This is a genomic window from Amycolatopsis mongoliensis (assembly GCF_030285665.1).
Classification (GTDB): Bacteria; Actinomycetota; Actinomycetes; order Mycobacteriales; family Pseudonocardiaceae; genus Amycolatopsis; species Amycolatopsis mongoliensis.
This window is the reverse complement of sequence record NZ_CP127295.1, coordinates 10,180,999-10,193,670: the sequence shown is the minus strand read 5'-3', so window position 1 is coordinate 10,193,670 and position 12,672 is coordinate 10,180,999. Positions and strand designations below refer to the sequence as shown.

General features: G+C 68.3%; 13 protein-coding genes. 9 read left to right on the top strand and 4 right to left on the bottom strand.

Annotated features, from left to right (window positions below):
- Positions 1-26: 26 nt before the first annotated feature.
- From istA to QRX60_RS48860, 3 genes are all read right to left on the bottom strand, one after another.
- Positions 27-1,382 carry an IS21 family transposase gene (istA, locus tag QRX60_RS48870; protein WP_285997627.1) on the bottom strand — a complete coding sequence of 452 codons (1,356 nt, stop codon included), beginning with the start codon at positions 1,380-1,382 and terminating at the stop codon, positions 27-29.
- Positions 1,383-1,607: 225 nt separating this feature from the next.
- Entirely contained in the window at positions 1,608-2,177 is a 570-nt protein-coding gene (locus QRX60_RS48865; RefSeq protein ID WP_285998279.1) for an ImmA/IrrE family metallo-endopeptidase, read from the bottom strand.
- A gap of 15 nt (positions 2,178-2,192) precedes the next feature.
- Entirely contained in the window at positions 2,193-2,663 is a 471-nt protein-coding gene (locus QRX60_RS48860) for a hypothetical protein (protein WP_285998278.1), read from the bottom strand.
- Between the two features lie 162 nt (positions 2,664-2,825).
- On the opposite strand from QRX60_RS48860, the gene QRX60_RS48855 reads away from it, so the two are divergent.
- The 3 genes from QRX60_RS48855 to QRX60_RS48845 are packed head-to-tail and all read left to right on the top strand — an operon-like array spanning position 2,826 to position 5,660.
- Positions 2,826-4,043 (top strand): HNH endonuclease, encoded by a 1,218-nt coding sequence (locus tag QRX60_RS48855; protein WP_285998277.1) that lies wholly within the window; start codon positions 2,826-2,828, stop codon positions 4,041-4,043.
- 14 nt (positions 4,044-4,057) lie between these two features.
- Positions 4,058-5,221 (top strand): nucleotidyltransferase domain-containing protein, encoded by a 1,164-nt coding sequence (locus QRX60_RS48850; protein WP_285998276.1) that lies wholly within the window; start codon positions 4,058-4,060, stop codon positions 5,219-5,221.
- Positions 5,208-5,660, top strand: coding sequence for a hypothetical protein (locus tag QRX60_RS48845; RefSeq protein WP_285998275.1), 453 nt, complete (start codon positions 5,208-5,210; stop codon positions 5,658-5,660). Before QRX60_RS48850 ends, QRX60_RS48845 begins: the two co-directional genes overlap by 14 nt.
- A gap of 72 nt (positions 5,661-5,732) precedes the next feature.
- Here the strand turns inward: QRX60_RS48845 and QRX60_RS48840 are convergent, their stop codons facing one another.
- Positions 5,733-6,026: a DUF6221 family protein gene (locus tag QRX60_RS48840; RefSeq protein ID WP_285998274.1), complete on the bottom strand. Its 294-nt coding sequence runs from the start codon at positions 6,024-6,026 to the stop codon at positions 5,733-5,735.
- A 912-nt stretch (positions 6,027-6,938) separates the two neighbouring features.
- Between QRX60_RS48840 and QRX60_RS48835 the strand changes: the two genes are divergently transcribed.
- The 6 genes from QRX60_RS48835 to QRX60_RS48810 all read left to right on the top strand — a co-directional run bounded on the left by QRX60_RS48835 (position 6,939) and on the right by QRX60_RS48810 (position 12,661).
- Positions 6,939-8,252, top strand: a complete 1,314-nt coding sequence (locus tag QRX60_RS48835) for a hypothetical protein (RefSeq protein ID WP_285998273.1) — start codon at positions 6,939-6,941, stop codon at positions 8,250-8,252.
- Positions 8,155-9,747 carry a type IV secretory system conjugative DNA transfer family protein gene (locus QRX60_RS48830; protein ID WP_285998272.1) on the top strand — a complete coding sequence of 531 codons (1,593 nt, stop codon included), beginning with the start codon at positions 8,155-8,157 and terminating at the stop codon, positions 9,745-9,747. The genes QRX60_RS48835 and QRX60_RS48830 overlap by 98 nt, the downstream gene beginning before the upstream one ends.
- Before the next feature lie 79 nt (positions 9,748-9,826).
- Complete coding sequence (locus QRX60_RS48825) at positions 9,827-10,699, top strand: replication-relaxation family protein (RefSeq protein WP_285998271.1); 873 nt, start codon at positions 9,827-9,829, stop codon at positions 10,697-10,699.
- Positions 10,696-11,250, top strand: coding sequence for a hypothetical protein (locus tag QRX60_RS48820; protein WP_285998270.1), 555 nt, complete (start codon positions 10,696-10,698; stop codon positions 11,248-11,250). Before QRX60_RS48825 ends, QRX60_RS48820 begins: the two co-directional genes overlap by 4 nt.
- 54 nt (positions 11,251-11,304) lie before the next feature.
- Entirely contained in the window at positions 11,305-11,559 is a 255-nt protein-coding gene (locus QRX60_RS48815) for a hypothetical protein (RefSeq protein ID WP_285998269.1), read from the top strand.
- Between the two features lie 196 nt (positions 11,560-11,755).
- A complete protein-coding gene (locus QRX60_RS48810; RefSeq protein WP_285998268.1) occupies positions 11,756-12,661 on the top strand; it encodes a recombinase family protein in 906 nt (301 codons plus the stop codon).
- The last annotated feature ends 11 nt before the right edge of the window (positions 12,662-12,672 follow it).

Here is a 12,672-nt window from a genome sequence, read left to right as displayed (position 1 = left end):
GCCCTGAACGGTTTCCGGACAAGTGATCAGTCCTCCTCGGACTCATAGGTGGGTGCACTGCCCAGCTTCGCCGCGGTGGCGGCGTAGGTGGCCAGGTCGATCACGACGTGGGCCGCGGGCCCCGTCGCGGGCAGGCCGCGCAGTCGTGCTGCTTCGGCCAACGCCGCCGACGACGGCGGCCTGCGCGTCTTGTGGGTGCAGGGCCGCTCGTGGCTGAACGCGCCCATCGCGGCGTGTTCAAGCGCGATCACGTGCCCGTCGTCGCGGATCACCCGACCCGCCCCGTCCGGGGCCCGGCTGTGAACCGCGACGGTCGCGCCGCCCTCGGTGACGATCCGCAACATGTCCGCGCCGAGCCGGTGGCGGACCTGAACCTGCGCGCCGCCCAGCCCGGGCGGGACGGAGTAGGCGTTGCCGCGGAAGGACACCAGCGCCTGCGGCGTGACGATCCGACCGAGGTCGAACTCGGCCGGGAACGCGACCAGCGGCGGAGCATGCAGCCGCTCGGCCGCGGCCAGGCCGGCGACGGTGGTGCGTTCGCCGTCGATGACCCGGCGGCGACTGTCGAGCTTGGTCGCGAGCCGGTCCAGCCCGGCCTGGGCCTCGTCGATCGTGACCTCGTCGCCGAGGGTGCGCCACCAGCGCTGCGCGGCCGAGTGGTTGGCCTTCTCGACCACGCCCTTGCGGTTCCCGCGCCGCGGCGGACACGTCACCGACCGGACTCCATAGTGCTTGGCGACCTGCGCGAACGCAGGCGTGATCCGGCCGGAGGCGGGATGGCAGACCGTGGCCATCCGGTCGAACCGCCAGACCTGGGTCACCCCGCCCAGCCGGCGAACCACCGCATCGAGGGCCTCGATCAGGTGCGGGAAATCCTCGGCATCGGCCAGGACCCCGCGCCACTTGCTCGAGTGCGCCAGCGCGCCGACCAGCAAATGCGCCTGCTTCCCGGCGCCCCAGCTCACCGGCGGGTCCGGCAGCTCCAGCCAATCCCACTGAGTCTCCTCACCCGGCGGGTGAGTGATGATCGCGACGTCCCGGCCGCGGGCCACCTGGCAAGGCTCGCAGTGCGGGCGCAGCTGATAGCGGCGCAGCGCGCGGGTGAACGTCGAGTATCCGCCCTGGTAGCCGAGCTCGGCGACCTCGTCCAGCAGCGTCGCCGCCCACAGATGCGGGTCGTCGGCCAGCCGGGCCCGGCAGTAGGCCACGAACGGCTCGAACGGGTCCGGCCCCACCGGCCGGCGTCTGCCTGGCACCACGTCGCCGGCCAGGTAGCGGCGGATGGTCTTGCGGTCGCGTCCGAGATGTCGGGCGATCGCCGAGACCGACCAGCCTTGAGCACGCAGCGCCTGCGCCTCCACGTCTTCCTCCAGAGTGAGCATCCACGCCTCCGGCAACGGTCTCGGTGATCAACACCGAAACCGTCACCCCGAGGCCGCTGACCAGCGCAAACGACGCGCCGACAGGACACCCCAACTGGGGAATTTCAGAGAGCAGGACTGGCCCTATTCAGAGAGCACCATCACGAGTGGGCCGGTGTCGGCTGCGGGTTCCACAGCAAATTCCGGATGTTCATCAGGGTTATTGTGGCGGTTCAACCGTGTTTGTTATCGCTTGGTTCGTGTCGACCGGGCACGCTGGACCTGCAGAAGGACTCCGCTGGCGTTGAGTCGCCACCGGGCCATGGGGAGACTGACCTGGTACTTGTCGGCTAGGTACTCTGGGGTGGCGCCGGCGAAGGCTTCTGCGACGAGCAGGGGCCGAGGCAGCAGCAGGCAGCCCGCAAGCCAGTTGGCTTCTTCTTCTTGTTCCGGGTCGCAGGTGAAAAAGGTTTGTCCGGCGAGCTGCTGGATCTCGCGCACATCGTGGTCGAGCAGCAAGTGAGCCAACTCATGGGCGATGTCGCTGTTGGTACGAACGCGCTCGCTGAGCGGGTTGTACACGATGACTGTCCGGCGGTTGGGCAGTTGGAATGTGGCAGCGGAGAAGGCGCCTGGCTGCAGTTCGTCGAGCTCTTCGAGTTCCTCACGCGCGACCAAGCGGTCGGCGGAGCGGACTCGGACACCCAGGTGCGCCGCGAGATCGAGGATCGGCAATCCGGCATCGGACCGCAACCCCATCTGCGTTCGGGTTCGGTCGGCTAGGCGTTCAGCCTCGGTTTTGAAGCCTCTGCGCATCGGTATCGTCCGGCCTCAGGATTCGTCGTCTGGCATGGTGTCCAGGCTGGCCTGCATGCTCTCCAACAGATCGGCCAGTTTGCGGGCGGCGGGCGGCCGGAAGGTTTGTGCGGCGCGCAGATGCACCCGCACGCTCTCGCTGCTTTCGGCGAGCGTCGTGTAGAGGTCGCGTACCAAGCTGGCGATCTTGTCCGCTGCTGCGGCGGACAGGTTTGGGTCACGTGCGAGGTGGTGAGCGATCACGTCGGGCGTGGTCTCCGTCCTGACCTGTGGCGGGACGAAAAACCGCTCGGGCGGCAGGCCCAGCCAGTGCACGATCCGACGGAAGTTACCCAAGTCGGGAAGGTCGCCCTTCTCCACCCGCGCGAGCGTGTTGAACGGCACCTCGGCCTGTTCAGCGGCGGCACGCAGGCTCAGTCGCCCACGGCGCAGGCGCTCCTCCTTGACCAGCCGCGCCAGGCTCTCAATATCGACGGGTTCGTCCACTGCCACCTCCTCTCTCGCGCTCTCACCCCGCGGTCAAACTACCGCCTTCTCATGCCGGATGATCCCATGCGTTACTGTACCGAAATGGGTACAAGCCGTCTGCTAGTCTGCGACCGGCTGCGGAGCAGCCGGAGTGACGCAAGCGAGACAGGCGGTGGTCAGGTGGTCAAGGCGTCACCGAGCGCGACCAGGGCGATCCATCCCGACGGCACGTCTCGGGCGATCCCTGAACGGATTGCCCGCCGGGTATGGGTGGCCGCAGGCGGCAGATGCTCGATGTGCAATCGGTACCTCGCGGACGAGGAATTCACGAGCCAGGACGTCATGGTGGGCCAGCTCGCGCACATCGTCGGCTGGACCACCGCCGCCGGATCACCACGCGGCTCCGCGCCGCTGCCAGTCGGCGAGCGCAACTTGGCCGACAATCTGATCTTGCTGTGCCACGATCAGCACAAGGTTGTGGACGACCGGTCGCTATGGGAGACCTACGACACCGAAACCCTTCGCGGATTCAAACGCCGACATGAGCGGCGCATCCGCAAGCTCACCGGCCTGGCGGACGACCGTTCGACGACCGTCCTCCGCGTGGTGGGTGATCTGCACGGTCGGCCCGTCGACCTCACCAACGCCAAAGTAACGGCCTCCCTCCTGGACCACGACCGGTTCCCAGACTGGACGCTGCTGGGCGACGACGAGTACGAAATCGACCTTCGCGCACTTCCCGGCGAGCAAGACGGAACTACCGGTTACTGGTCGGCAGCGTGGGAACACTTGGAGGACCGGCTCCAACACCTGCGCACCCAGGTTCGCCGAGGCCGTATCTCCCACATCTCCGTCTTCGCCCTGGCGCGCATCCCGATCCTGATCGCCCTGGGCACGCTGTTGGACGAGACCATCCCCACCGCGCTGTACCCGAAACGCCGGGACGGCAGCGAAGGCTGGGGGTGGACATCGAACTCGGCCGTGATCGGCTTCCGCGTCGAGACCGTCCGGACCGGCAACCGCTCCGGCAAGGCGGCGATCATCCTGTCGGTGTCCGGCACGGTCGACCCTGATCGGCTGCCTGAGCAGATCGACGACGAGTACACGGTGTACGAGCTCACGCCGGAGTCCGAGCTCCCCGTACCCGCGCTGATCAACAACGAGTCCACGTTGGACAACTTCAGCCGCGCCTGGCGAGCGGTGCTGGCACGGGTGGAGGCCGAGCACCCCGGAGCCAAGGAAATCGCCGTCTTCCCCGCGGTCCCGGCCGCCGCGGCGGTAAGCATGGGCCGCCACCTGATGCGCGCAGCGCATCCCCCGCTCGCGATCTACGACCGGATGCAGAGCACCGGGACTTACCAGTACACGACCTCGACCAGCCGCACCCCACTGACCTGAAAGGCACCTCCCCGATGACCGACGACTCCCTGGACGCGCTCTCCGAGCTGTTGTCCGGCTCAGCCGACCTGCTGGACATCCCGCCCGAGACCCGCGACGCCGCCGTGACCAAGTACCAAGACGTCGGTAGCTACCTGGCCGACACCGGCGGCGAGGACTGGAGCATTTACCCGCAGGGCAGCTTCCTCATCGGCACGGTCATCCGGCCGCCGACGGCGTGCGAGTACGACATCGACTTGGTGTGCCGGCACCTGGTGGAGAAGAACAGCACCACCCAGATCAAGCTCAAGGAACGCGTCGGTAGCTGGCTCGCCGAATACCACGAGTTTAAGCTCGCGACCGAGGCGGACGAGGCGCCCGACGACTTCTCAGAGAAGCGGCGGTGCTGGACACTCTCCTATGAACGCCTCGGCTTTCACCTCGACGTTCTGCCGTGCATCCCAGATGCCGAGCTGGAGACTTCCCCGCACGGCATCCTGCTGACCGACACTGAGCTGCGTCCCTGGCAGCACGGTAACCCTACGGGCTATGCGATGTGGTTCCGTAACCGGTCGGAAGAGATGCAGACCAAGATTGCCAAGAGGGCACTGGAAGAGAATGTCGCCGACGTGCCCAACTGGACAGTCAGGTCCACCCTCCAGCGGCTCGTGCAGGTCTTGAAGTGGCACTGCTACCTGCACTTCGGTGAAGACGTCGACGACCGGCCCCCGTCGATCCTGATCACTACCCTCGCTGCCCACGCCTACCAAGGGCAGAGCAATCTCGCACAGGCGCTGTTGTCCGTCACGCAGGATATGGACAGCTACATCGAGAAAGACGCTAACGGCAACTACGAGGTGATCAACCCCGCGCACCCGAAGGAGAACTTCACCGACAAGTGGAACGAGGCGGATACCGCACACCGTCAGGGGAAGTTCCGCTCCTGGCTGGACATCGCTCGCCGCGACCTCGAACTCGTCTACCAGCGCCAGGGAGACGGCATCCCGGCCCTCGTCGACCGTCTGGGTGAGGTGTTCGAGCGCGACGTCATCGTGAAATCCGCAGAGAACTGGGGCGCCAGCGTCCGGACGACCACATCGAACAAGAAGCTGATGGTCGCACGCGGTGTCGCCGGGCTGACCACGGCCGGATCCAGGACCGCGACGCTCCCGACTTTCTACGGCCGTGCGTACCACTGACAGGTGGGTCACCCTGGCGCTTCAGGCGTTCGACCTCCGTGCCCTTCTGCCCACGGCACAGAGCCGCATCCGGCACCAAACCAGCACGTTGACGTCGGTCTTCGAACTGCAGCCGACGACAGCATCCTGCCGGTACACCGTCCAGCTGTGCTACCGCCTGGGCTGGCGACCCGAAGTCCGCGTCATCAACCCGACGCTCCATACCCGCGAAGGAGTAGATCGGATCCCGCACACCTTCGACAACGATCTGCTGTGCCTGCACCTCGACGATGAGTGGCGGCCGACCATGCGGCTTGCCGACACCATCGTTCCCTGGGCCAGCGAATGGTTGTTCTACTACGAACTCTGGCTGACCACCGGTGTCTGGCACGGTGGCGGCCATGGTGAACAACCGGCAAGTCACGGCCGATCAGCATCGGTCGGTGATCACGCAAGGTAGCCGCAGCGCTCGATGCCGGCCATCCCCAGGGCTTTAGTTCAAAGAAAAGCGGCCCGGGAGTGTGCCCCCTCATCATATGTCTTCGGGCCACCAGTCGCGTTGGTAGTCGGGGTGGGTGTTGTAGACCTCGGCGAGGTGGCGGAGGACTGCCTCGTGCACGGCGAGTATGGCGGTGGCGCCGGGGTCGTCGGGGAAGGATCGGACGAGGTCGCGGGCTTCGTAGGCGCGGTTCATGATCCGGACCTTGGCTTCGATGTCTTTGAACGCTTCGGCGCGGCTGGTGTAGCGGCGGGTGGGGTTGGCGGCTTCCTCGTCCAGTCGTGCGTCGAGGAAGGCGGCGACGGCGTCGAAGAGCGCGAGGTTCACGCGGGGACGCTAGCGAGCGAGAGACCATACCTACCACACGGACAGCGATCTTCACCCGAATGGCCTATTGATCTTGGGAATAAAGATCGGCAGTCTGGAGGGTCCTAGGTTGTGATCTTGACTTGCCCGCGAGCTGACCGGGAAGGAGCGTAGCGCGGGTGGCGTCGGTGTCACAGCTTGGGCGTCACCGGGTTGACCGGCCGGACGATCGTACTCGTCTGGAGTTGAGGTCCTGGTGGCGCGCAGTGTTCCGGCCGTGTCCAGTGCACGTGGTATCCCTGGCGGGGTGTCTTGGTGGTAGAGGGTTCATGTACCGGCTATCTAGAGCCGGACCCCTTGAGGATCCGCGACAGTGCCCGAGACCGAAGGCTTCCGCGCTGCTGATCTTCTCGCCGTCCGGCGTTCTGATGATTCTTCGTGTCCACGCTCGTTGGGTGCGCGCCTGATCGTCGTACGCCGATCCTGGCCAACCTCCATCCCTCATGGTGCATGTCACAGGCGCGGCTGTGTCTCCAAACGGGACTCAAGCCTCTATTGCCTTGTGTGACGGGTTTGTTGGGTTGTCCGGGTGAACTTGGCTGCTCGGTGTCCAAAAACAGTGTTGTTTTTGGCCTCTTGGGGTGAGGCCGGGGCCTCGTCCGTCCCGCTCGCCGCACGGGATGTCCGGGCGGGACGGAAATCGGTCTGCAAAAACTGGCCGGGAGCAGCTTCAGAGCAGTGAGGACCGAAGGGAGCGGATGCCGCTGGTGTGACCGGGGGCGTGAGCATCGCGAGTGCTGGAGAACAACTGAACAGGAGATGTCTGTGGTCTCGCCTGTGCGGCGGGTGGGTTCGTGCTGCCCACCCGTGCCATCAACGCATGTCTACTCAGGAGATTTTTCCGTGCTACACAACAACTTTAACACGACGGGAATGGCAAGCGCGGCCCCGGCCGGGCCGGAGTCGTGCACGGGGTCGCCGGTGGCGCGGTTCGTGTGTGATCCGTGGCAGACGGTCAACGGGTTCATGGCGTGGGTGTCGCACACGCTGTGGTCGCTGCTTCAGGCGTGGTGGCCGCTGCTGGTCATCGCGGCCGCGTGCGCGTTGCTGGCAGGCGCGGTACTGGTGCGGGTGGTGCGGCAGCGCCGCGAACGGGAGATGGACGGAGCTCGGTTCTTCGAGATCACCCCGCCGCACCGGCTGCCCGCTGACGGTGCGGTGCCGTTGTGGCGGCTGCTCGCGGCGACACTGGCCGAACGGTCGTCCCGGACGCGGGTCGCGCTGGAGCTGTGGGCCGAGGGCGCCGACGGTCGCGTCCGCGCCGGGCTGTGGGTTCCCGGTGGCGCTCCGGCACACGCGGTCGGCCGTGCGGTGACGCAAGCCTGGCCCGGCTCCAAGCTGACCGAGACCACACCACCCGAGTTGCCTCGCGGAGCGGTCGCCGCGACCGAGCTGGTGCCGCGTGAAGGGCCGTGGGCGCCGCTGGTCGATCACCAGCACCGCCCCGAACGCGGACCCGTGGCGGTCGAAGACGAGTCGTTGCGGGCGGTGCTGGAGTCCCTGACCGACATCGCGACCGACGGATTGTTCGCCTCGGTGCAGGTGGTGGTGTCCCCGGCACGCGGCACCGGTCGGCGCGGCCGGGGTGCGGCGGGCCGGCGCGGACTGGCCGGATGGCTCGGCCTGGGGCTGCGCGGGCTGCTGCGCGGTGCGCTCAGCGTCGTGGAGATGTTCCTCTCGTCGTCTTCGTCGCGCGGCTCGGCGTCGGCGTCGCGAGCGACTGTCGAGGTTGATCCGGTCGTGGTGGCGCGGCAGCGGGCGGCCGAGGCCAAGCGGAAGGCGGGGCCGCACCTGCGGGCCACCGTTCGGCTGGTGGTCGCCGGAACCCACAAGGTGGGTCCGGCGCGGCAGGGCAGTCACGACCTCGCCGGGGTACTGGCCGCGCTGGCCACCGACGAGCATGTCACCGCTCGCCTGCGCGTCCGCCGCGCCGTGGGGAAGGTCGACCGCTACGAGCACGGACGCGGGTTCATCGCCAGCACCCGCGAACTCGCGGCGCTGTGGCACCTGCCGCACCAGCCGGGCAGCCACGGCCTGTCCCATCCGGAGGTGCCGCAGCGCAGGGCGGACCGTGCTCTTCCCCGCCTCGATGACTACCGCCACCGCCGAGGAAACCAGGGGCAGGACCGGCCTGATTCGCGGCGCGGTCGCCGCGACGGGTTCGGGGGTGAGCGGGATGCGGCCTGACACCCACCACCAGGACCATCAGGGCCACGGCGGTGCACGGTTGGTGGTCTCGCCGTTCGCGGACCCGGCTCGGCAGTCTCCGAAGCTGCTCGGCGCGACCACGACCGGTCTCGCCGAACTGGTCGGGGTCAGCGTGGCGGACGCGCGGCATCACCTTCACGTGCAGGGCGTGACCGGGGTAGGCAAGTCCACATGGCTGGCCCATCACGTGCTCGGCGAAGCCGACGCCGGGCGCGGCGTGGTGCTGCTCGACCCGCAAGGCGACCTCGCCACGAACGTCATCGACCGGTTGCCCGCCGACTGCGGGGATCGGCTGGTGATCCTCGACCCCGACGAACACGCAGCGCCGGCCGCGTTCAATGTCCTGCATGCCCCTGATCCGGCACAGCGGGCGGTGGTAGCCGATGGGGTGGTGTCGGTGTTCCGCCGCCTCTACGCCGCCTCCTGGGGGCCGCGGATGGACGACCTCATGCGCGCCGCCTGCCTCACCCTGATCCGCCGGGATGGCTCGACCCTGGCCGACATCGTCCCGCTGCTACAAAACGCCGGGTTCCGGCGTGAGGTGCTGGCCGAGGTCGGCGAACCGGAAGGGCTGGAAGGATTCTGGGCGGCGTTCAACGAGGCCACCCCGGCGCAGCGGGGCCAGCTGGTCGCCCCGGTCACGTCGCGGCTGCGGTCGGTGCTCACCCGCCCGTTCGCTCGTACCCTGCTCGGCGCGGCGCGGTCGAGTTTCACCCTCGCCGATGTCCTGGACGGCGGTGTTCTGATCGCCCGGCTCCCGAAGGGCGGGATCGGGGAGGACTGCTCGCGGTTGGTTGGGTCGTTGCTGATCGCTCGGCTGTGGCAGGAGATCACCCGCCGCGCCGCCCGCCCGCCCGCGCGGCGGCCGGACGCGACGATCGTGGTGGACGAGTGTCACAACTTCCTGCACCTGCCCATCGGCGTCGACGACGCGCTCGCCGAGGCCCGCGGCTATCGGGTCTCGCTCGTGCTGGCGCATCAGCATCAGGCCCAGTTGCCGCCGGATGTGCGCGAAGGGATCGACGCCAACGCCCGCACCAAGGTCTACTTCACGGTGTCCCCGGACGACGCCCGCCGCCTGGTGCGGCACGTCGCCCCGGACATCGACGAACACGGGTTGCGTCGGCGTCCGGCGTTCCAGGTCGTCGCCCGCGCCGTCGCGGGCGGCCGGGACATCCCCGCATGCACGCTGGACACCCTGCCGCTGCCACCCGCGCCGCCCGGCCGGGGCGCGGCGCTGCGGCGTGTGGCGCGGGCGCGGACCGGGCTGTCCCGGCAGGCGCGCAGCGAGGACGCCTCGGCGCGCAGGCTGGACGCCACACCCGCCGCCAGCACAGCCGCGCATGCGCTGCGGCAGCACTGGAACACCGAATCCGGCAATCCCTTGGGTGACGGCAATTCGGTGGACAACTCGGCAGGCAACTCGTGGGCAGCCTATGAGTTGCCTGCCGAGTTGCCGCCCGAGGCCGCCTAAAGCCCCTGCGTAGGTCCACTGTGGAGGAGCCATGCCCGTGCCCCAACTTTCTAGGAATACCTACCCCCAACCCCCGAGGGTGCAACTGCAACCCGCCAGCACCGGCGAGGCGCTGGTCCGCTCGCGCGGTCTGACCGACCGGGACATGTCGCTCCTGTCCTACCTGGACCGGCACCGCGTGCTCACCGCGCTCCAGGTGACGCGGCTGCTGTTCGGTTCGCCGCACCACGCCCGCCACCGCCTCACCGCCCTGTATCAGCGCGGGGTGCTGGCCCGGTTCCGGCGCGAGATCTGGCCCGGTTCCCAACCGTGGCGCTACACCCTCGGCCACGTCGGCGCGGCCGTGCACGCCGCCGCCACCGACACCCCACTCCCGAAACCCTCAGCGGTCACCGAGAAGGTTCTCCGGCTGGCGCACTCGCCGCACACCGAGCACCTGTTAGGCGTGAACGAGTTCTTCACCCGCCTCGCCGGGGCCGCCCGCACCCGCGACGGGTGCACGCTCGCGCAGTGGTGGCCCGAAACCATCACCGCCGACGCCTGCGGCGGGATCGTCCGCCCGGACGGCTACGGCGAATACACCGACCCGCACGGCACGATCGGGTTCTTCTACGAACACGACACCGGCACCGAAACCCTCGACACCCTCACCGACAAGATCACCAAGTACGCCGACCTCGCGCGGGCCGGCATCGGGAAGCCGGTCCTGTTCGGGCTCCCCCGCACGACGCGGGAACGGAACCTGCACGACGCCATCACCCGCCGATGGCCCGGTGGCGCACCGGTCCCGGTCGCCACCCTCGCCGCCGATCATCCGGCGCCGAACGAGCCCGCGACGGACCCGGTGTGGCTGCCCGCCGGGCAACATCGACGCCGCGCCCTCACCCAGCTCGCGGCACGGCTCGGGGCACCCGCACAGCGACACCCGGTGCCGCGACGGACAGCCGCATGAACCACACCCAACCCACCACCGATCCACACGGCCGCCGGTTATCGGCGGCGCGGCTGGCAGCGATGGCCGCTGCCCTCTCGGTTCCGGACGGCGGTTTCACCGTCGATCCCGTCACCGGAACCGACATGCGCACCGGCTACGCCGTCTCCGTCCACCCAGAGTGCGAACGCCGCTACCGCCGCCCGGTCACCGCCGACGATCTCACCGACTACCTCACCGACTACCTCACCCACACCCGAACCGCAAGCGCGCTGGCGATGCCGGGGCGGGTGTTCGGCGGCTGGCGCGACCCAGGCACCGGACGGGTCTACCTCGACGCGTCCGCTGTCGTACCCACCCTGGCCGCTGCATTCGTCCTCGGCCGCCGGGCTGGGCAGCACGCCGTGTTCGACCTTGCCGCCGAACGTCGATCCCGATCCCGCACCACGAGCGAGACGCCGCGAGACACCCGGTCTCGCCCGCCGTCCCGGTGCGAGACCGCGAGTCTCGGCCAGTCTCGCCGGTCTCGGGGCCGGTCCCGCACCTTGTCTCGCCCACTGATTCGGAGGTGACCAACCCACCACACGCGCACCCCGTCCGCCGACGCCGCCAAGGAGACACCCGCCGTGCCACCCGCCACGCCGCGCCCACCCCGCAACACCAACGACCCAGCCCACGCCGAAGCCGACAGCGACCCCGGCGGCGTGGTGCTGCCGTTCCGCCGGCCGTCCACACGAGACCGCCTGTGGACGGTTGAGGACATCGACACCGAACCCATGACCGCCCAGCACTACGACCAAGCAGTGACCGCGCTGGCCGCGCTCATCGGCCAGTGGAAAAACCGACGCGACACCAGCGGTAGCAACGAAAAGGCCGCCTAAACGGCCGAGATAACCCGTTGTGGCGCTTCACTTTCCCGCACGCATTTGGGACAATGGAAGCAACGGGGATCATGGCCGCGACCAGCGGTTTAAGTGAATTTTAGTAGCGTGCCGGGGACTTGCGGAAACCTTGCACAAGCCCGGTTTCACCGGTAAGTCCCCGGCACGCCCGCACCACACAGGGAGTCGGCACACCATGACGCGATCGGCGACGAAACGGCGCAGCCGCAAGACCACCCGCACCCTCGATGACCTCGACACGGTACGGGTCGGGATCTACGTCCGGCGTTCCACCGACGACGAACACCAGCCCTACTCCATCGAAGCCCAAGACCACCGCCTTAAGTCCTACGTGGAGTCACAACCGAATTGGCGATTGGTCAAGCGGTTTCCTGACGACGCGTCCGGCGCGAACACCGACCGCCCCGGGCTGCAATCCGCGCTCGCCGCCGCCCGCGCCGGGCTGATCGACGTGCTGCTGGTCTACCGAGTGGACCGGTTCTCCCGCAACCTGTCGGACATGGTGACGCTGCTGGACGAACTCGACGAGTGCGGGGTGGTGTTCCGCTCGGCCACCGAACCGTTCGACACCGCGACCGCCATGGGCCGGATGCTGGTGCAGATGCTCGGCATGTTCGCCCAGTTCGAACGCGACACCATCATCGACCGGGTCATCAACGGCATGGAACGCAAGCACGCCAACGGCAAATGGAAAGGCGGGAAACGCCCCTTCGGCTACCAGGTCGACAAGACCACCGACAAGCTGGTGCCCGATGAGTCCGAAGCCGTCATCGTCCGCCTGGTCTTCGACCTCTACACCCGCGACCGGCTCGGCACCCGCTCCATCGCTACGGCGCTTAACGACCGTGGTCACCGGACCACCACCGGCGGACGCTGGTCCGGACACCAAGTACTCCGCGCGTTGAACAACCGCGTCTATCTCGGGAACTCTCGTTCCGGGAAGCCACCAAGACCGGCACCCACCCCGCGCTCATCACGACCGAGACGTGGGAGAAGGCGCAAACAATCCTCGACGCGCGCGGCGAGTCCCACGCCCACCGCGCCGCGTCCGGCTCCGACTACGTGCTCACCGGCCGTCTGAACTGCCCGAAA